The organism is Streptomyces sp. NPDC047061, from assembly GCF_040643955.1.
GTDB lineage: Bacteria > Actinomycetota > Actinomycetes > Streptomycetales > Streptomycetaceae > Streptomyces.
The window spans coordinates 24,050-44,090 of record NZ_JBEYVI010000041.1 but is presented as its reverse complement, the minus strand read 5'-3'; the positions used below and the strand labels follow the sequence as shown (position 1 = coordinate 44,090).

Genomic DNA, 20,041 nt, shown 5'->3' with positions numbered 1-20,041 from the left:
TGTTTCTTTTATTGACAGCGGAAAATAAGCCACCTAAGTTCCCGGCCATGCGCTCCACCTCCCGTGCCGAGACGTTCCCGGCCCACACGCCGGCCGTCTCACAGATCTTCACCACGGTCCTGTCCCACGGCCCCCTCACCCGGCTGGAGGCGGCCCGCCGGGCCGGCCTGTCACCGGCGGCCGTGACCAAGGCCGTCCGGCCGCTCCTCGCGGCCGGGTACCTGGCGGAGGACGCCGACGGCGAGGCCCGGCCCGCCCTCGGACGCCCCGCCAACCTGGTACGGGTCGACGGCGGACGCGCGCTGTTCATCGGGGTCAAGGTCACCGGCGACGAGGTCATCGCGGTGCTCACCGACCTGTGCTGCCGGATCCTGCTGGCCCGCCGCCTCCCGGTCACGGACCGCGCCGCCAAGGCCGTTCTGACCTCCATCGCCGAACTGACCCACGAACTGCGCACCGAGGCCGAGGACTTCGGCGCCCCCGTCCTCGGCCTCGGCATCGCCGTCTCCGGCGACGTGGACCGCGCCGAGGGCACCGTGCGCTACTCGCCCTTCCTCGACTGGCGGGACGTGGCCCTCGCCGAACTCGCCGCCATGACCACCGGGTTGCCGGTCGTCGTCGACAACGACGTACGCGCCCTGACCGTCGCCGAGCAGTGGTTCGGCGCCGGCGTCGGGCTCTCCGACTTCGCCGTCGTCACCGTCGGCGCCGGCATCGGCTGCGGACTGGTGATCCACGGCCAGGTGGTGTCCGGCGCGCACGGGGTGGCGGGGGAGATCGGGCACGTGCCCATCGACCCGGCCGGGCCCCTCTGCCACTGCGGCAACCGCGGCTGCGTGGAGGCGATCGCCGGGGACGCCGCGATCGTCACCCGCATGCGCGAGGTGACCGGCCGTCAGGTCGCCGACTCCGCCGCCGCGGTGGCCCTCGCCCACGAGGGCGTGCCCGGAGCCCGGGACGTGTACGCCCGGGCCGGCGCGGCCATCGGCCGAGGCATCGCGACGGTGGCCAACCTCTTCGGCCCCGAACGCGTGATCATCTCCGGCGAGGGACTCGCCGCCTACGACCTCTTCGCCGAGCAGATCCTCGACACGTTCACCGCGGCCGCCTTCGGCTCCGCCGCGCAGTGCGACGTACAGACCCGCCCACTCGCCTTCGAGGAGTGGGCGCGCGGGGCCGCGGCCGCCGCGATCCAGTCCTTCATCACCTCTTCTCCCACACCGACGGGCAAGGGCTGAGCCGCCCAAGACCCCGAACCCTGGAGGGCCCATGCGGTCACCTTCGACATCCGTCCTGCCCGTACGCGGGCTGAGAACCGTTCTCGTGCTGGCACTGACGGCCGCCTTCGCGGCCACGGTGCCCGCCGCGCAGGCCCAGACGCCCGCACCGATCGCCGCCAAGCCGTACATGGGCTGGTCGAGCTGGAGCATGCAGTCGTCCAAGTACCCGGGCCTGAACGACAAGGGCGACTACAGCTACCTCACCGAGGCGAACGTCCTCAAGCAGACCGACGCCCTGGCGAGCAAGCTGAAGAAGTACGGCTACGACTACGTCAACATCGACGCCGGCTGGTGGATGGACTGGAACTGGAAGACCGGTTACGACCAGTACGGCCGTCAGAAGGCCGACCCGGCCCGCTTCCCCAGCGGTATGAAGGCCGTCGCCGACCGCATCCACGCCAAGGGCCTGAAGGCCGGCATCTACCTCCCGGCCGGCCTGGAGAAGGGCGCCTACGGCGACGGCAAGACGCCGATCTGGAACGCCGAGGGCTGCACCACCGCCGACATCGTCTACGACGACCTGCGCACCACCAACGGCTGGGACAGCTCGTACAAGATCGACTTCGACAAGCCCTGCGCGCAGAAGTACATAGACTCCCAGGCCCAGTTGATCGCCGACTGGGGCTACGACTTCCTCAAGCTCGACGGCGTCGGCCCCGGCTCCGGCAAGAGCGGCGACCAGTACAACAACGTCGCCGACGTCGCCGCCTGGCACAAGGCGATCACCGCCACCGGCCGCCCGATCCACCTGGAAGCCTCCTGGTCCCTGGACTACGGGCACGCCGCCGACTGGCAGAAGTACACCAACGGCTGGCGCATCGACACCGACGTCGAGTGCTACTGCAACACCCTGGTCAGCTGGGAGAACTCCGTCGACGACCGCTGGGACGACACCCCGGCCTGGACCGACAAGGCGGGCCCCGGCGGCTGGAACGACCTCGACTCCCTCGACGTCGGCAACGGCGCGATGGACGGCCTCACCAAGGCCGAACGGCAGAGCTACGCCACGCTGTGGGCCATCGCCAAGTCGCCCCTGTTCACCGGCGACGACATCACCAAGCTCGACGACTACGGCGTCTCCCTGCTGACCAACCGCGACGTCATCGCGATCGACCAGAGCGACAACCCGCCGGCCCGGCCGGTCACCCCGTCCGACCCACAGCAGGTCTGGGCCGCGAAGAACGCCGACGGGACCTACACGGTCGCCCTGTTCAACCTCGCGGACTCGCCCTCGGCGGTCACCGCCGACTGGACCGCTCTCGGCTTCAGCGGCAAGGCCGCGGTCCGGGACGTCTGGAACAAGGAGAACCTCGGCAGCTTCCAGAACAAGATCACCGAGGCGCTGCCGGCGCACGGCTCGCGGCTGTTCACCGTGACGCCGAAGGGCAGCGCGCTGGCCTCCACCGGGTACGAGGCCGAGGCGAGCGGCAACACGCTGAGCGGCAACGCCTCCGTCGCCGGGTGCGACGCTTGCTCCGGGCAGAAGAAGGTCGGGAACCTGTACCAGGGCGGCAAGCTGACCTTCAACAACGTGGTGGTCGACAAGGCCGGTACGTATTTGGTGAAGGTGGCCTACATCAGCGGTGACTCCCGGTCGGCCACCGTCGCGGCCAACGCCGGGGGCGGGACAAGCCACAAGTTCCCGTCCACCGGGGACTGGGGGACCGTGGCGACGGTGAGCGTGCCGGTCACGCTGAAGGCCGGGGCCAACACCATCAGCTTCGACAGCGGGTCGGGGTACGCGCCGGACGTCGACCGGATCGACGTTCCCAAGTCGCCTCGGTAATCGCTTCGTTCATCTCGGTACGTGCGTCGTCGGGAACTGCCGGCCGGTGGGGGCCGGCCGCGCAGTTCCCCGCGCCCCCAAGGGGGCGCGTTGTATCCCCCCATACTTCAAAAGGACAGCGTCATGCAGAATCACCCCAGCAGACGAAGCTTCCTCGCCCTCGCCGCGGCCACCGGAGCCCTCGCCGGGCTGCCCTCCTTCACCGCCTCCGCCGCCCCGGTGCGGTCCTCGGAGGCGCTCGCCACTCCCCGTCACCAGCTGTGGTGGCAGGCGCCCGCCGACGACGGGTCGATGATCACGCAGGGCCTGCCCGTCGGCAACGGCCGGCTCGGTGCCCTCGCGAGCAACGACTCCGGCCGCGAGCTCCTCCTGGTCACCGACGCCACGCTGTGGACCGGCGGGCTCAACGACACCCTCGACTCCGACGGCCAGTTCCCCTACGGCCGCGCCGACTTCGGCTCGCTCACCCTCCTCGCCCGGCTCGTCGTCGAGATACCCGACCACGACCTGGGCAGCGTCTCCGACTACCGCCGCACGCTCGACCTCGACAACGGCGTGGTGACGGCGTCCTACGTCCGCTCCGGAGTGACGTACCGGCGGCAGATCTTCGCCAGCCGTCCCGACGACGTGATCGTGCTGCACTTCGGCCAGGACGGCGGCGGCCGCTACACCGGCACCCTCACCTTCGAGGGCACCCACGGGGAGACCGGCGGCACCGCCGAGTCGTTCGCCGGCTCCTTCGCCAACGGCCTGAAGTACGGGGCCGCCGTCAAGGCGTACGGCAGCGGCGGCAGCGTCAGGGTGAGCGGCTCGCACATCACTTTCACCGACTGCCGCGAGCTGACCGTCGTCCTCAGCGGCGGCACCGACTACGCACCGGACGCCGCGGCCGACTACCGCGACCCCTCCGTCAACCCGGTGGCACTGGCCCGCACCAAGGTCAAGGCGGCCGCCCGGCACTCGGCGGACTCGCTGCTGCGCACCCACGCGGCCGACCACCGGGCGCTGTTCGGGCAGTTCGACCTCTCCCTCGGCACCTCGACCGCCGACCAGCGCGAACTCGACACCTGGGCGCGCATCCAGGCCCGCGCCGACACCGGCGACCCGGACCCGGAACTCGAGGCCGCCTACGCCCAGTTCGGCCGCTACCTGATGATCGCCGGATCGCGCGACAGCCTGCCGATGGGCCTCCAGGGCATCTGGCTGGACGGCAACGACCCGGACTGGATGGGCGACTACCACACCGACATCAACATCCAGATGAACTACTGGATGTCCGACCGGCTCGGCCTGTCCCAGTGCTTCGACGCCTACACCGACTACTGCGTCGACCAGCTCCCGTCCTGGACGGACCTCACCCAGCGGCTCTTCCAGGACTCCCGCAACCGCTACCGCAACTCCAGCGGCAAGGTCGCCGGCTGGACCGTCGCCATCTCCACCAACCCCTTCGGCGGAGGCGGCTGGTGGTGGCACCCGGCGGGCAACGCCTGGCTGTGCCAGAGCCTCTGGGAGCACTACGAGTTCACCCAGTCCCGCGCCCACCTGGAGAAGATCTACCCCCTCCTCAAGGGCGCCTGCGAGTTCTGGGAGGCGCGGCTGCTCACCACCACCCTGGACGACGGCCGGGAGGTGCTGATCGCGGACAGCGACTGGTCGCCGGAGCAGGGCCCGCTGGACGCCAAGGGCATCACCTACGCCCAGGAACAGGTCTGGATCCTGTTCGGGAACTTCCGCACTGCGGCCGCCACCCTGAAGAGGGATGCTGGATACGCGGGCACCATCGGCAAGCTCCGCGACCGCCTCTACCTGCCGGTGGTGAGCCCCAAGACCGGCTGGCTGGAGGAGTGGATGTCCCCGGACAACCTCGGCGAGACCACCCACCGCCACCTCTCGCCGCTGATCAACCTCTTCCCCGGCGACCGGATCCGCCCCGACGGCTCCACCCCCGCCGACATCGTCAAGGGCGCCACCGCCCTGCTCACCGCCCGCGGCATGGACAGCTTCGGCTGGGCCAACGCCTGGCGCTCGCTGTGCTGGTCCCGCCTGAAGGACGCCGACAAGGCCTACCAGCTCGTCGTCCGCAACCTCCGCCCCTCCGACAACGGCAGCAACGGCACCTCGCCCAACCTCTTCGACATCTACCAGGTCGAGGAAGGCCGGGGCATCTTCCAGATCGAGGCCAACTTCGGCACCCCGACCGCGATCCTGGAGATGCTGCTGTACTCCCGCCCGGGCCACCTGGAGCTCCTGCCGGCCCTCCCCGCCGCCTGGGCGGCCTCCGGCAAGGTCACCGGGGCGGGGGCGCGCGGCGGCTTCGTCGTCGACCTGAGCTGGCGGGACGGCAAGCCCACCGAGGCCCGGATCCGCAGCGTCGGCGGCCGTACGACCACGGTCGCCTACGGCGGCAGGACCCGGACGGTCACGCTGAAGCCCGGCGCGTCCGTCACGCTCAGGGACCTCGCGCGGTGACCGGCCGGTTCGCGCGGCTCCTCGGCCTCGCCGCCGTCTTACTGGCCACGGTCGCCTGCCAGACCGGGCCCGCCCAGGCGGCACCCGTGTGGGAGCCCTCCTCCCAGTCCGCCGCCACCCGGCACGACGTGGTCACCTGGGGGGCCAGCGCCGACCAGATGGGACAGGGCACCGCCGACCGCGGCTACCGCCTGGTCGTGCACACCAGCGCCGCCGGCAGCGGTCTGCGGGTGCGCCTCTCCAACGCGTTCGGCGACCGGCCGCTGACCCTGGACAGTGTCTACGCCGGTCTGCAGAGCCAGGGCGCCGCCCTCAAACCGGGCAGCAACAAGCGGCTGACCTTCGACGGCGCCCGCACGGTCACCGTGCCGGCCGGCGCCACCGCGTGGAGCGACCCGCTGCCCGGCAGCCTGCCCGCCGGCAGCAACCTGGTCGTCAGCCTGCACAGCCCCGACGCGGCCGGCCCCGCCACCGGCCACTGGATGGCCATGCAGACCTCCTACGCCACCCAGGGCGACCACACCGCCGAGGAGAGCGCCGCCAACTGGACCGAGACCACCGGCTCCTGGTGGTACCTGGACTCGGTCTCCGTACGGCCGAAGGACCCGGACACCGGGGCGGTGGTGGCGCTCGGCGACTCCATCACCGACGGCTGGGCGTCCACCAGCGACCAGAACCGCCGCTGGCCCGACTACCTCGCCCGCCGTCTCCAGAAGGCGGACACCGAGGTCAAGGGCGTGGCCGACGAGGGGATCTCCGGCAACCAGGTTCTCGCCGACGGCGCCGGGCAGGCGGCCCTCAAGCGGCTGGACCGCGACGTCCTCAGCCAGCCGGGCGTCCGCGCCGTCTTCCTCTTCGAGGGGGTCAACGACATCAAGGCCCACACCGGGGTCACGGCGGCCGACCTGATCGCCGGCTACCAGGAGGTGGTCCGGCGGGCGCACGCGGCCGGGAAGTGCGTGGTCGCCTCGACCGTCGGGCCGTTCGAGGGCTGGTCGGAGTGGGACCCGGCGGGCGAGGCGGTACGCCAGCAGGTCAACCAGTACATCCGCACCAGCGGGGAGTTCGACGGGATCGCCGACTTCGACCGGATCCTGCGCAGCCCCTACGACCAGGCACGGATGCTGCCGTTCCTGGACGGCGGCGACCACATCCACCCCAACGACAAGGGAATGCAGGCCATGGCCGACTCCGTCGACCTGGCGAGCCTCGACTGCGGTCGCTGAGACACCTGGACCACCCCCCGTCTGATCACCCCTGCGCCGTCGGCTCGGGGGTGATCAGGCGTTCCCGGTAGGCGATCGCCACCGCCTCCGTACGGCTCGCCGCGCCCAGCTTGGCGAGGATGTTGGAGACGTGGACGCTCGCCGTCTTGCCGGTGATGAACAGCTCCTCGCCGATCTGCCGGTTGCTGCGGCCCAGCGCCAGCAGCCGCAGCACGTCCTGCTCGCGTGCGGTCAGCGGCGGGACCGGGTTCTCCGCCGGCGCCGACCGGCGCAGCAGCGTCTCCGCCCGCTCCAGCAACGGCGCGGCCCCCAGGGCCGCCGCCGTCTCCCGGACCGCCCGCGCCTGCTCCCCGGCCTCCGCCCGCCGGCCGTCGGCGGCGAGGGCCTCGGCGTACCGCAGCCGCACCCGCGCGGCCTCGTACACGTCGCCGTCCGTGAACGCGGCCACCGCCTTCTCCCAGGCCGCGGTGGACGGCCCGGACCCGGCCCGGGTCCACTCGGCCTCGGCACGCGCCAGCCAGGCCTGTCCCTCCGGACCCTGCCCCGCGGCTGTCGCCCGCGCCAGCTCCACCAGTTCACCGGCGACACCGCTCCAGCGGTCGGTGCCGGCGCCGCCGTGCCGTTCGGCCGCCGCCCGGTCCGCGACCGCCGCCAGCGCGAGCGCGGCGAGCCGGACCGTCACGTGCGGCGCCCGCCCCAACTCGTCGGAGAGCACCGCGACCGCGTCCCGCGCCCGTGCCACGGCCTCCTCCGCATCTCCCCGCAACGCCGCCGCGTCGGTCAGCACGATTCCCCCGACGAACGTGCCCATCCAGTCGAACGGCTCCCCGAGCAGCGCCCTCGCCCGCTCCACCACATCCGGCTCGCCCCGGGCCAGCGCGATGTACAGCACGGCCCCCTCGGCGAAGCCCGGCGCCGGATCCGCGCGGGCCACCCGCAGACACTCGTCCCACTGCCCCAGCGTGAAGAGCACCAGCAGCCGCAGATACCGCATCTCCAGGGCGTACGGCGAGGACAGCAGCCCCGCACGCCGGGCCCGGTCGAGCCCCTCGGTGATCCACGGCAGGCACTCGCGCAGCTCGCCCGCCTCGAAGCAGCCGATGGCCAGGGTGAACAGCGCCCGCATCTCCACCGGCGTGTCCCCGGCCGACCTCGCCAGTTCCCGCGCCTCCCGGAGCCGCTCCCGCCCCTCCGGGGTCCGGCGTCCGCCGCCCTCCAGACGGGCCAGGGAGATCAGCAGGTCGGCCCGGGCCGCGGTGGCGCCGATCCGCTCGGCGACCTCCAGGGCCTGCCGCGCGACCCGCAGCGCCGTGTCGTCGTCCCCGACCTGGCGGGCCGCCATGACATGGGTGGCCGCCGCCCACACCCAGGTCCGGGACGGAGGTTCGGCGGGGATCATCGCGAGCGCCTCGCTGCTGTAGGCGAACGCGGCGGCGAGGTTGTCGACCGTCATGAGGTTCCCGGCGAGGGTGTAGCGCACCCGGGCGGCGAGTTCGGGATCCGCGTCCTGCCCGGTGCCGGCCAGCGCGGCCCGGGTCAGGGACACCGCCCGGTGCGCGTCACCGGAGTGCGCGGCCGCCGCCGACGCCCGCAGCGTCAAGGACACCGGGTCCAGCCCCTCACCGGCGGGCCGCGTCTCGCAGGACACGGCCGGCCACAGGTCCAGGGCCGCCTCCAGATGCCGCAGCTCCTCCGCCGGGGCACCCACCCGCCGGGCGTGGTCCGCGGCCTGAACGGACGCGGTCAGCGCCTCGGGCAGATCGTGGCTCTCCCGGTAGTGGTACGCCCGCTCGGCCGCCGTCTCCGCCCCGCCCCCGCGCGCGGCGAGCAGCCTGGCGTACCTGCCGTGCAGCCGCGCCCGCTGCCCGGGCAGCAGATCGCCGTAGACGGCCTCGCGCGCGAGGGCATGCCGGAAGGCGTACGTGTCCCCGTCCCCGGCGACGAGCAACTGCCGCCCCACGGCCTCCCGCAACGCCGACTCCAGCTCCTCCTCCGGCAGTCCGACCGCGTCCCGCAGCAGATCGTGGCCCACCCGGCGCCCGGCCACCGCGGCCGTCCGCAGCACCTGCTGGGCCGTCTCCGACAACTGCTCGACCCGGATCAGCAGCAGATCGGCGAGCCCCGTCGGCATCCCGTCCGTGTCGGCGGCGGCCACCAGCTCCTCCGTGTAGAAGGCGTTGCCCTCGGCCCGTTCGACGATGTCCCGGACCCTCGCCTCGGACAGCGGCCGCTCCTCCAGCGCCCGCACCAGCCGTGCCACCTCGGCATCGGCCAGCCGCCGCACCTCCAGCCGCTCCACACCGGGCAGCCGCACCAGCTCGGCGAGCAGCGGCCGCAGCGGATGCCGCCGGTGCAGATCGTCGGCACGGTAGGACGCCAGCACGGCGAGCCGCCGGGGGAGCACCCCCCGGCTCAGCAGGAACCGCAGCAGGTCGCGCGACGACTGGTCGGCCCAGTGCAGATCCTCCAGGACCAGCAGCAGCGGCACCGCAGCCGCCAGCTCGGCGAACAGCCCGGCCACACCTTCGAAGAGCCGCAGCCGCGCGTCGGCGTCGCGGGCGGAGTCCGAGGCGGCACCGAGGAGACGCTCCACGGCGGGATGGGCGGCGAGAACCCCCGAGAACCGCTCGTCACCCGCCAGCACCCCGAGGATCTCGGTGAACGGCAGATAAGGCAGCCCCACATCCCCGAGATCGACACAGTGCCCGACGACGACGGTGACTCCGGCGGCGGCCGCCCGACCCGCGACCTCGTCCAGAAGCCGCGTCTTCCCGACCCCCGCGTCCCCGGCGACCAACACGGCCTGCCCACGGCCGTTCCGGGCACGCTCAAGTATTCCGCCGAGGCGGAGCAGTTCCTCGTCCCGACCGATCAGGGGAGTGCTAAACGATCTCTCTGACACGCCCACATCCTGACAAGGGCCCAGCCGAGATACCAGGGGCGCGGGGAACTGCGCGACCAGCCACACTCAACCCGCAGCCGCCGTCACCACAGAACCCCCACCCCCCCTAGGCGATCAACCCCGCAACACCCGAGCCCAGTCCTCCGGCACCCGCTCCGCAGGACCCGGCACCGACTGGTCCGCAGGATGACTCACCGGCGGCGCCAACTCCGGCCCCGCCTCGAAGAGTTCATCCGTCTCGTAGTTCCAGAACCACCCCTCGCCCGGCTCGTAGCTACGGATTACCGGATGCCCGGTCTCATGGAAGTGCGCCGTCGCATGCTTCGCCGGCGAGTCGTCGCAACACCCGATGTGCCCGCACTGCGCACACCGTCGCAGATGGAACCACCAGCGCCCCGCCGCGTCGCACTCCACACACCCGGCACCGCTCGGCGGAACGTTCGTGTCTATCGCGGTGTCGCCACTCATACTGCCTCCACGGCTGTCTCGGATTCCTCGGGCGTCTCGGCGGTCAGCGGAAGCAGCACCTGGAACCGGGTGTCGCCGGGCTCCGACTCCACCCGCATGGTGCCGTGATGCTTGTTCACGACGATCCGCCACGAGATGTCCAGACCGAGCCCCGTGCCCTGCCCCACGGGCTTGGTCGTGAAGAAGGGGTCGAAGATCCGGTCTTTGATCTCCGGCGCGATCCCGCTCCCGGTGTCCCGGAACTCGACCAGCAGTTGCTCGTGGTCGAGCGCCGTCCGCACGGTCAGCGTGCCGTGTCCGTCACCCACGGCACCGTCCTTCATCGCACAGACCGCGTTGTCGATGAGGTTGGTCCACACCTGGTTGAGCTCGGCGGGGTAGGCGGGCACGGGCGGGACCGTACGGTCGTACTCCTTGACGACCTGGATGTCCTGCCCGATCTTCCCGGACAGCATCAGCAGGGTGCTGTCGAGGAGTTCGTGCACGTCCACCTCCCGGTACGGTGCCCGGTCCAGCTGGCTGTACTGCTTGGCCGCGTCGACGAGGTGCGAGATACGGGTGGTGGAGTCCTCGATCTCGTTCATCAACAGCTCGGTCTCGATGGTGTAGTTGAGCCAGCCGACCGAGTTCGGCAGGATCTCCTCGTCGACGGCGGCCGCGACCTGCTCCAGCCAGTCGACGTCGAGCCCGGCCTGCACGAACGTCGGCGCGATCTCCCAGCCGCGGTCGATGCCGTGGTCCTCCAGCCAGTCCGTGAGCTCGTCCTCGCGGTCGGCGGCCTCCAGCGGGCTGAGCGACGACGCCTTGGCGACCCGTTCCGCTGTGCGCTCCTGGATCTCGATCAGACCGGACAACTGCTCCCGCGAGAACGGACCTCCGGCGATGATGGCGAGCTTGTGCCGCATCTTCGCCACCCGCTCGCGCAGCGTCGACGTGGCCCGCACGGCCGCCGCGGCCGGGTTGTTGAGCTCGTGGGTGAGCCCGGCGGACAACGAGCCGAGGGCCAGCAGCCGTTCGCGCTGCCCGATCGCCGCCTGGGTGTTCTTCGAACCGAAGAACAGGCCCTCCAGGAGATGCACGGCCATCGGGAACCAGTCCTGCATGATCTCCGCGAACGTGTCGGCCGGCAGCACGAAGAACCGCGTCGGCTCGGTCACCCGCATCGTGTTGTTGTACGCCTGCCGCACCCGGTCCCCGAGGTAGGCCTGCATCGCGCCCGCGTACACCCCGGCCTGCGAGGTCCGGGTCACCTCGACGTCGTCCCCGCCGACCTGCCGGGAGAGCACCACCGTGCCCTCGACCATCACGTAGAAACAGGTGGCCGGGTCACCCTCGGTGTAGACGGGGCCCGGCTGGAACAGCTCCACCCGGCCCGCCGCGCACAGCCGCCCGAGCTGCTCCGGCTCCAGCTTCTCGAACAGGAACAGCGCGCCGATCTCCTTCGGGCTGCACGGCATCGGCTGCCCGCTCATGACTGCTCCAGATACCGGTGGACAAGCATCACTGCCATGGCTCCTTCTCCGACGGCGGACGCGACACGCTTGGCGGACTCGGCGCGTGCGTCGCCCGCCACGAACACGCCGGGAATGCTGGTCTCCAGGTGGTACGGCGGCCGGTCCAGCTCCCAGCCCGCCGGTGGCCGTCCGTCGACGGTCAGGTCCGGCCCGGCCAGGATGAACCCGCGTTCGTCCCGCAGCACCGTGTCACCGAGCCAGTCGGTGAGCGGTGCCGCCCCGATGAAGACAAACATCCACTGGGCGTCGACCTGTTCCCGGTCCCCGCTCTGCACATGGCGCAGGGTGAGCTGCTCCAGGCGCTCGACGCCGTGCGCGGCGTCCACCACTGTGTGGCTGCGCACGGTGATGTTCGGGGCCTCGCTGATCTGCTGGATCAGGTAGTACGACATCGACGCCGCCAGGTCGGGGCCGCGGACCAGCAGGGTCACCGACTTGGCGAACCGGGACAGGTACATCGCCGCCTGGCCGGCCGAGTTGGCGCCGCCGACGATGTACACGTCCTGGCCCTGGCAGGAGGTCGCCTCGGTGAGCGCGGAGCCGTAGAACACCCCGCAGCCGGTCAGGTCGATGCAGCCCTCCGCCTCCAGCTGCCGGTACTGCACCCCGGTCGCCAGGATCACGCTGTGCGCCGCGACCGCCGAGCCGTCCGCGAACCGCACCACCCGCGCGGCCCCGTTGATCTCCAGTCCGGTGACCTCGCGGGCGGTCAGGATCTCCGCGCCGAACTTGGTGGCCTGCCGCCGGGCCCGGTCGGTGAGCTGGGCGCCCGAGACGCCGTCGGGGAAGCCCAGGTAGTTCTCGATCCGCGAGCTCTGCCCGGCCTGCCCGCCGGTCGCCGACCGCTCCACGAGCACGGTCCGCAGCCCCTCCGACGCCCCGTACACGGCCGAGCCGAGCCCGGCCGGGCCGCCGCCGATCACCACGAGGTCGTAGAAGTCCGCCGTCGGCGTCGTCGCGAGCCCCACGTGTGCGGCCAGTTCCGGGGCCTCGGGCTCCACCAGGGGCGTGCCGTCCGGGGTGATCACCAGCGGCAGCCGCGTCCCGTCGGCATCCGCCGCGGCCAGCAGCCGCTGCCCCTCCGGCTCCTCGACCGAGTACCAGCGGTACGGCACCTGGTTGCGGGCCAGGAACTCCCGCACGTCCGAGGACCGCGCCGACCAGCGGTGCCCGACCACCTTGGTGGCCGGCACCGGCTTGTAGTCGCTGGCCCGCCAGGCGTCGAGCAGGTCGTCCAGGACCGGGTAGAGCTTCTCCTCCGGGGGATCCCAGGGCTTGAGCAGATAGTGGTCCAGGTCGACGACGTTGATCGCGTCGATCGCCGCGTTGGTGTCCGCGTACGCGGTCAGCAGCACGCGGCGCGCGCCCGGGTACACGTCCAGGGCCTGTTCCAGGAACTCGATGCCGTTCATCTGCGGCATCCGGTAGTCGGCCAGGATCACCGCCACCAGGTCGCCGCGGAGTTTCAGTTCGCGCAGTGCCTCCAGCGCCGAGTCGCCGGACTCCGCGCGCACGATCCGGTACGACGCGCCGTAGCGGCGCCGCAGGTCCCGGGCGACGGCACGGGACACTCCCGGGTCGTCGTCCACGGTCATGATGACGGTCCGTGCCGCGTCGGCAGCCTGTGCCATACGTCTCCCACCCCGAGCCGTTGGTTCCACGGGACGACGGGCCCTCCGCGAGGAGTGCGGCCACCGTACCGGTTCCCGCCCATCGTATGTTCGATCGCCCGCCTGCGCTCTTGTACGACGGTGCACGGCGGGCACCCGCCGGTGCGCGAGACTGATCACCCAGACGCGGAACCGACGAGGAGGCCGGTGCATGACACGCCCGATCACGGCAGGGGTCGACGGTACGGAGGAGAGCCTCGCCGCTCTCGACTGGGCGGCCCGGGAGGCGGTGCGCCGGGGGCTGCCGCTGCGGGTGGTGCACGCCTGGCGGTTCGAGGCGCACGAGGCGGTCGGCGGTGACCGGGAGACGCAGCGCGGGTGGGTGTCCGACGGGGTGGCCGAGTCGGTGCGGGCGATCACCGGGCGGTATCCGGAGCTCGCGGTGGGCGTCGACGTGGTGGAGGGCGGCCCGGTCGAGGTGCTCGTGGCCGCGGCCGCCGGCGCCGAGCTGCTGGCGCTGGGCTCGCGCGGGCACGGCCGGGTCGTCGGCTTCCTGCTGGGCTCCGTCGGCCAGCAGGTGATCGCCGACGCCGCCCGGCCCGTGGTCCTGGTGCGGGCCGGGGACCGCCCTGCGGCCGAGGCCGCGGGGCGGGAGGTCGTCGTGGGGCAGCAGGGCACCGCGGAGGACAGTGCGGCCGCACTGGAGTTCGCTTTCGAGACGGCGGCGGCCCGCGGTGCCACGGTCCGGGTGGTGCGGGCCTGGACCCTGCCGCCGGTCTTCGCCTACAGCCCGGGCTCGCTGAAGCTGCTGGACGAGGCCGGCGGCATGGAGCCCTTCGAGAGGAAGGCGCTGTCGGAGGCGGTGCGGCCGCTGCGCGAGCGGTTCCCGGGGGTGCCGGTCGCCGAGCACGTGGAGATGGGCAGCGCGGGGCAGGTGCTGCTGTCGGTGGCCGGGCGCGCCCAGCTGATGGTCGTCGGGCGGCGCGCCCACCGCACGGCGGTCGGCGCGCGCATCGGGTCGGTCGCGCACGGGGTGCTGCACCACGCCGACTGCCCGGTGGCCGTGGTCCCGCACGACTGACCGCGCCCCGGGCGCCCGGTTCACTCCGGGGTGACCGGCTCCAGGGTCTCCCGCGCCTTGGGCAGCACGTTCTCGATGTAGTCCTCGACCGCCTTGTCCAGGCCTATGTCGTGCTGGGCGTGCTCGGACAGGTACCAGCGGTGCTCCAGCAGCTCGTGGTAGATCTCCGCCGGGTCCATGGAACCGCGCAGCTCCGGCGGCACGGCCCGCACGGTGGGGCGGAACACGTCCCGCACCCACCGGTGGGCCAGCACCTCGGGGCGGGCGGCGAGCGGATCGCCGGGGGCGTAGTCGTCCTGGGTGGCCATCCAGCTCTCCAGGTCGTTGAGCAGCCGCCGCGCCTGGTTCTCCTCGGCGTCCAGGCCGGTCAGCCGCAGCAGCTGGCGCTGGTGGTGACCGGCGTCGACGACCTTCGGCACGAACGTGACCGAGTCGCCGTTGGAGGAGTGCTCGATCTGCATCTCGGCCACGTCGAAACCGAGGTCGTTGAGCCGCCGGATCCGGCGCTCGATGTACTGGTACTTGCCGGCCGGGTACACCGAGGTCCGGGTCAGCTCCTCCCACAGCTCGCCGTACCGGGTGCAGATCTCGAACCCGAACTCGATCGGGTCCAGCGACGGGTGCAGCGCCCCCGACGCCTCCAGGTCGAGCAGTTCCCCGCTGATGTTGACCCGGGCCAGGTCGAGGTCGTACTCCCGCTGCCCGTTGCTCAGCTGCGGGTGCAGGTCGCCGGTCTCGGCGTCCACCAGGTAGGCCGCGTACGCGCCCGCGTCCCGCCGGAACAGGGTGTTGGACAGCGAGCAGTCGCCCCACGCGAACCCGGCCAGGTGCAGGCGTACCAGCAGCACCGCCAGGGCGTCCATGAGGCGGTGCATGGTGGCCGGGCGCATGGTCGTCTCGAACATCGAGCGGTACGGCATCGAGCCGCCCAGGTGCCGGGTGACCAGCACCGACTCCAGCGGTTCGCCGTCCGGGTCGAGGCGGCCGGTGATCACGGCGAGCGCGTCCACCGCCGGGATGCCGAGCCGGTCCAGGTCGCGCAGCAGCTCGTACTCGCGCAGCGCCGGGCGCTCCGCCAGCTCCTTGACCGCGATGACCTCGCTGCCGGCGCGGGCGTAGCGCACCACGTGCCGGGAGATGCCCCGGGGGAGCGGCACGAGGTACTCCTCGGGCCACTCCTCCAGCGGGACGTCCCAGGGGAGTTCGAGCAGGAGCGCGGGGTGCTCCGGGTTGGTGGCGCTGATCTGCAAGGCCATGGGACGAACCTTAAGGCCGGAGGGTTACGAGGCCAGCTCCCGGGCCCGTTCGGCGGCCGCCCGCACCGAACCCCGGTGCAGCGGGCCGTGGCCCGGCAGCAGGGTGTCGCCGTCGAGCTCGCCGATCACCGCCAGCGAGGCGAGGGCCCGGTCCCGCTCGTGGTGGAACATGTCGGGCAGCAGCTGCGGCCCCTGGATCCGTGACGTGCGGTGGCCGCTGACCAGGGCGTCCCCGGAGATCACCAGCCCGGCGTCGGGCAGGTGGTAGACGGTGTGCCCGTCGGTGTGACCGGGGGTGTGCACCGGGACGGGGCGGCCCGGCAGATCGAGGGGGCCGTCGGCGACCGGGAACGCCTCGGGCGTCTTGACCGGGTGCTGCTCGGTGCCGCCGACGCGCAGCACATGCACCAGCCACGGCACCACCCCCGGCCGCCAGGCGTTCTTCACCACTTCGCCCACGGACACCTGCTGGAGGAAGTCCCGCCGGGCGTGCGGCACTTCGGCCTCGTGCAGATAGACCGGCGTGCCGTGGGCGTCGCGCAGGTACTCGGCCGAGCCGAGGTGGTCGTTGTGCGCGTGGGTGATCAGGACGGCCGCGACCGCCTCCGGTGAACTGCCCACCTCCGCGAGGGAGTCGAGCAGCCCCTGCCGGTCGCCGGGGTAACCGGTGTCGACCAGCGTGACCGCGTCACCGTCCTTGAGGATCACCCAGTTGGTGTGCTGGCCGTGCACCAGATAGGCGCCCTTGCCGACTTCGTGTACCGCTGCCCGCATGATCACTCCGGCTTGCCCGTTCGTGCCGATCGAAACGGAGGACAGCCAACCACATGCGGCGGGCCGCCCGTTGCCGAGGACCGGGTCACCGCACCCCGTGTGGCCGGAACTGGATGCTGATCCGCGGCCCGGCGGCCCGGGTCGTCTTCGGTACGCAGTGCTCCCACGTCCGCTGGCAGGAGCCGCCCATCACGATCAGGTCGCCGTGGCCGAGCGGGCGCCGGACCGAGGGACCGCCGTGCAGGGGGCGCAGCAGCAGGTCGCGGGGCGCGCCCACGGAGAGGATGGCGACCATGGTGTCCTCGCGGGCGCCCCGGCCGATCCGGTCGCCGTGCCAGGCGACGCTGTCCCGGCCGTCGCGGTAGTAGCAGAGCCCGGCCGTGGCGAACGGCTCGCCCAGCTCCTCGGCATAGTGCCGGGTGAGCGCTTCTCGGGCCTCGGTCAGGACGGGGTGGGGGAGCGGGTCGGTGGCGCCGTAGAAGGCGAGCAGGCGCGGTACGTCCACGACGTTGTCGTACATCGTGCGGCGCTCGGCGTGCCACGGGACGTCCGCCGCCAGCTGTTCGAACAGTGCGTCCGCGCCGCTCAGCCAGCCGGGCAGCACGTCGATCCAGGCGCCGGAGCCCAGCGCGGTCCGCCCGATGCCGTCGAGGCCGCCGAGCCGCAGCTCGTCGGTCTGGTCGAACAGGGAGCCCTGGAGGTGCGTGGCCATGGAGCCAGCGTACTCCTTAATCGAAAATCTGTTCCATTCGAATTCTCCGGGCGGGCCGTCGCGGGCCTTTCGATACGTTGATGTATCCGATACATTCGCGTATCGAACGGAGGCCGGTACATGACAGCGAACGGCGGTGCGCCCCAGCGCGTGACCCGGCGGCGGGTACGGACCCGCGCCCGGCTGCTCGACGCCGCGTTCACCGTTTTCGCCGCCAAGGGCTTCGGGCGGGTCTCCATCGAGGAGGTCTGCGAGGCCGCCGGGTTCAGCCGGGGCGCCTTCTACTCCAACTTCGCCACCCTGGACGAGCTGTTCTTCGCCCTCTACCGGGAGCGCGCCGACCTCATCGCCCGGCAGGTCGCCGACGCCCTCGCCGGCGACGGCACCGACCTGGACGTACCGGCCTCCGTGGACCGGGTCACCGACGTGCTGCTCCTCGACGTGGACTGGCTGCTGGTGAAGACCGACTTCCTGGTGCACGCCGCCCGGGACCCGGCCGTCGCCGGGATCCTCCTCGACCACCGCACCCGGCTCCGCCAGGCCATCGCCGACCGTCTCTTCCGGGCCCGCGGCCACACCCCGGTCCCCGCCGTCCTCGGCGATGCCGACGGCGCCGCGCACGCCGTGGTCGCCGCCTACGACGGAGTCACCGTCCAGCTGCTGCTCGACAGGGACGTGGACCGGGCCCGCACCTGGCTGGGGCAACTGCTCACCGCGCTGCTGACCGACGGCAGCACCCACCCCGCACGACCGAACGGCACCACCCACCCCGTATGAGAAGGGCATCAGTCGCCATGGACGCGGACGTCATCGTCGTCGGAGCCGGTCTCGCCGGCCTGGTCGCGGCGCACGAACTCACCAGCAGGGGCCGGCGGGTCGCCCTGGTCGACCAGGAGAACGCCGCCAACCTGGGCGGCCAGGCGTTCTGGTCCTTCGGCGGGCTCTTCCTCGTCGACTCGCCCGAACAGCGCCGCCTCGGCATCAAGGACTCCTTCGACCTGGCCTGGAACGACTGGCAGGGCAGTGCCCAGTTCGACCGGAAGGACGACGAGGACTCCTGGGCGATGCGCTGGGCGCGCGCGTACGTCGAGTTCGCGGCGTACGACAAGCGGCCCTGGCTGCAGAGCCACGGCATCAGCCTGCTGCCGACCGTCGGCTGGGCCGAGCGCGGCGACCTGCGCGCCCACGGCCACGGCAACTCCGTTCCCCGCTTCCACGTCGCCTGGGGCACCGGCACCGGCGTGGTAGAGCCGTTCGCCCGCTACGCCAAGCAGGCCGCCGGCGACGGACTGCTCACCTTCTACCACCGCCACCAGGTCGACGAACTCGTCATCGAGGACGGCGAGGTGCGGGGCGTCCGTGGCACCGTTCTCGCCCCCGACGACTCGCCGCGCGGCGTCGCGTCCAACCGCGACCGCCTCGGCGACTTCGAACTCACCGCCCAGGCCGTCGTCGTCACCAGCGGAGGCATCGGCGCCAACCACGACATCGTCCGCCGCTACTGGCCCGAACGCCTCGGCACACCCCCCGCCGAGATGGTCACCGGCGTCCCCGCCTACGTGGACGGCCGCATGCTCGACATCAGTGCCGAGGCCGGCGTCCGCCTGGTCAACCGCGACCGCATGTGGCACTACACCGAGGGCATCCAGAACTGGAACCCCATCTGGCCCGGCCACGGCATCCGCATCCTCCCCGGTCCCTCCTCCATCTGGCTCGACGCCCTCGGCCGCCGCCTGCCCGACCCCTGCCTGCCGGGCTACGACACCCTCAACACCCTCAAGTACCTGCGCACCACCGAGGACATCGCCGGATACGACCACTCCTGGTTCGTCCTCACCCGGAAGATCGTCGAGAAGGAGTTCGCGCTCTCCGGCTCCGAGCAGAACCCCGACATCACCGCCAAGGACCGCAAGGCCGTGCTCCGCGACCGGCTGCTCGGCAAGGGCGCGCCCGGCCCGGTGCAGGCCTTCCTCGACCACGGCGCGGACTTCGTCACCGCGAGCTCCCTGGACCAGCTGGTGAAGAAGATGAACGGCCTCACCGACAAGCCACTGCTCGACACGGCCGAGGTACGCCGCCAGATCGTCGCCCGCGACCTGCAGATCGACAACTCCTACAGCAAGGACTCCCAGGTCCAGGGCATCCACAACGCCCGCCGCTACATCGGCGACCGCCTCGGCCGGGTCGCCACCCCGCACCGCATTCTCGACCCGGCCGCCGGACCGCTGATCGGCGTCAAGCTGCACGTCCTGACCCGCAAGACCCTCGGCGGCATCCAGACCGACCTGGACTCCCGCGCCCTCGACGCCGACGGGCAGCCGATCGGCGGGCTGTACGCGGCCGGCGAGGTGGCCGGCTTCGGCGGCGGCGGCGTGCACGGCTACAACGCGCTGGAGGGCACGTTCCTCGGCGGCTGCCTGTTCTCGGGCCGGGCGGCGGGACGCGCGGCGGCGCAGCAGACCGCCTAGGCGCTGCGCTGGAAGGGCCGTGGCGGGCCGTCGGTCGTCTGCGGCGCCGTCGTGGCTGGTCGCGCAGTTCCCCGCGCCCCTTACGGGGCGCTCAGGCGGCCAGGAGCCGTGCCAGCACCGTGGCGTGGCTTTCGTCCGGGGTCTTGGACGAGGTGAGCAGGGTCACCTGGCCCTTCTGCGCCGACTCCCGCAGGCCGGCGAGGAGTTCGGCGGCCTCGGGGGCGGCGAGCTCCGCCTCGTAACGGCGCACGAACTCCTCGTACGACCCGCCGGCGTGGAACCAGCGGCGCAGCTCGTCCGACGGTGTCAGCCCCTTCGGCCACTCGTCCACGTGCGCGACCTCCTTGGACAGCCCGCGCGGCCACAGCCGGTCCACCAGGACACGCACCCCGTCCGCCGGCTCGGGCGACTCGTAGATCCTGCGGACGCGCACGCTCACGGTCGATGCACCTCTCGGTTCGCTGTCGGTGGCGCGAGCGTATGCGGCGGGCCCGC

General features: G+C 72.1%; 15 protein-coding genes. 7 read left to right on the top strand and 8 right to left on the bottom strand.

Translation table 11 applies throughout. From position 1 onward, the window contains the following. The first annotated feature begins 47 nt into the window (after nucleotides 1-47). The 4 genes from ABZ887_RS40360 to ABZ887_RS40345 all read left to right on the top strand — a co-directional run bounded on the left by ABZ887_RS40360 (nucleotide 48) and on the right by ABZ887_RS40345 (nucleotide 6,761). A complete protein-coding gene (locus ABZ887_RS40360; protein WP_361301556.1) occupies nucleotides 48-1,238 on the top strand; it encodes an ROK family transcriptional regulator in 1,191 nt (396 codons plus the stop codon). Nucleotides 1,239-1,269: 31 nt separating this feature from the next. Then, nucleotides 1,270-3,066 (top strand): CBM35 domain-containing protein, encoded by a 1,797-nt coding sequence (locus tag ABZ887_RS40355; protein ID WP_361301553.1) that lies wholly within the window; start codon nucleotides 1,270-1,272, stop codon nucleotides 3,064-3,066. Between the two features lie 123 nt (nucleotides 3,067-3,189). After that, complete coding sequence (locus ABZ887_RS40350; RefSeq protein ID WP_361301550.1) at nucleotides 3,190-5,535, top strand: glycoside hydrolase N-terminal domain-containing protein; 2,346 nt, start codon at nucleotides 3,190-3,192, stop codon at nucleotides 5,533-5,535. Then, nucleotides 5,532-6,761: an SGNH/GDSL hydrolase family protein gene (locus ABZ887_RS40345; RefSeq protein ID WP_361301547.1), complete on the top strand. Its 1,230-nt coding sequence runs from the start codon at nucleotides 5,532-5,534 to the stop codon at nucleotides 6,759-6,761. Before ABZ887_RS40350 ends, ABZ887_RS40345 begins: the two co-directional genes overlap by 4 nt. A 25-nt stretch (nucleotides 6,762-6,786) precedes the next feature. On the opposite strand, the gene ABZ887_RS40340 is transcribed toward ABZ887_RS40345, so the two are convergent. The 4 genes from ABZ887_RS40340 to ABZ887_RS40325 form a co-directional block, all read right to left on the bottom strand. Further along, complete coding sequence (locus ABZ887_RS40340; RefSeq protein WP_361301544.1) at nucleotides 6,787-9,663, bottom strand: AAA family ATPase; 2,877 nt, start codon at nucleotides 9,661-9,663, stop codon at nucleotides 6,787-6,789. Between the two features lie 114 nt (nucleotides 9,664-9,777). Then, nucleotides 9,778-10,131 (bottom strand): UBP-type zinc finger domain-containing protein, encoded by a 354-nt coding sequence (locus tag ABZ887_RS40335; RefSeq protein WP_361301541.1) that lies wholly within the window; start codon nucleotides 10,129-10,131, stop codon nucleotides 9,778-9,780. Continuing rightward, nucleotides 10,128-11,603, bottom strand: coding sequence for an ATP-binding protein (locus ABZ887_RS40330; RefSeq protein ID WP_361301538.1), 1,476 nt, complete (start codon nucleotides 11,601-11,603; stop codon nucleotides 10,128-10,130). The genes ABZ887_RS40335 and ABZ887_RS40330 overlap by 4 nt, the downstream gene beginning before the upstream one ends. Continuing rightward, entirely contained in the window at nucleotides 11,600-13,276 is a 1,677-nt protein-coding gene (locus ABZ887_RS40325; RefSeq protein WP_361301535.1) for an FAD-dependent oxidoreductase, read from the bottom strand. Before ABZ887_RS40325 ends, ABZ887_RS40330 begins: the two co-directional genes overlap by 4 nt. Nucleotides 13,277-13,466: 190 nt before the next feature. Between ABZ887_RS40325 and ABZ887_RS40320 the strand changes: the two genes are divergently transcribed. Next, nucleotides 13,467-14,336, top strand: a complete 870-nt coding sequence (locus ABZ887_RS40320; protein ID WP_361301532.1) for a universal stress protein — start codon at nucleotides 13,467-13,469, stop codon at nucleotides 14,334-14,336. A 20-nt stretch (nucleotides 14,337-14,356) separates the two neighbouring features. Here ABZ887_RS40320 and ABZ887_RS40315 read toward each other — a convergent pair whose 3' ends face one another. From ABZ887_RS40315 to ABZ887_RS40305, 3 genes are all read right to left on the bottom strand, one after another. Further along, complete coding sequence (locus ABZ887_RS40315) at nucleotides 14,357-15,592, bottom strand: DUF4032 domain-containing protein (RefSeq protein WP_361301529.1); 1,236 nt, start codon at nucleotides 15,590-15,592, stop codon at nucleotides 14,357-14,359. A gap of 24 nt (nucleotides 15,593-15,616) precedes the next feature. After that, nucleotides 15,617-16,366, bottom strand: coding sequence for an MBL fold metallo-hydrolase (locus ABZ887_RS40310; RefSeq protein ID WP_361301526.1), 750 nt, complete (start codon nucleotides 16,364-16,366; stop codon nucleotides 15,617-15,619). An 85-nt stretch (nucleotides 16,367-16,451) separates the two neighbouring features. Beyond that, complete coding sequence (locus tag ABZ887_RS40305; RefSeq protein WP_361301523.1) at nucleotides 16,452-17,078, bottom strand: alpha-ketoglutarate-dependent dioxygenase AlkB; 627 nt, start codon at nucleotides 17,076-17,078, stop codon at nucleotides 16,452-16,454. A 120-nt stretch (nucleotides 17,079-17,198) separates the two neighbouring features. Between ABZ887_RS40305 and ABZ887_RS40300 the strand changes: the two genes are divergently transcribed. Next, entirely contained in the window at nucleotides 17,199-17,855 is a 657-nt protein-coding gene (locus tag ABZ887_RS40300; RefSeq protein ID WP_361301521.1) for a TetR/AcrR family transcriptional regulator, read from the top strand. Nucleotides 17,856-17,872: 17 nt separating this feature from the next. Next, nucleotides 17,873-19,546 (top strand): FAD-binding dehydrogenase, encoded by a 1,674-nt coding sequence (locus ABZ887_RS40295; protein WP_361301703.1) that lies wholly within the window; start codon nucleotides 17,873-17,875, stop codon nucleotides 19,544-19,546. 91 nt (nucleotides 19,547-19,637) lie between these two features. Here the strand turns inward: ABZ887_RS40295 and ABZ887_RS40290 are convergent, their stop codons facing one another. After that, nucleotides 19,638-19,985 (bottom strand): DUF488 family protein, encoded by a 348-nt coding sequence (locus ABZ887_RS40290; protein ID WP_361301518.1) that lies wholly within the window; start codon nucleotides 19,983-19,985, stop codon nucleotides 19,638-19,640. Between the last annotated feature and the right edge of the window lie 56 nt (nucleotides 19,986-20,041).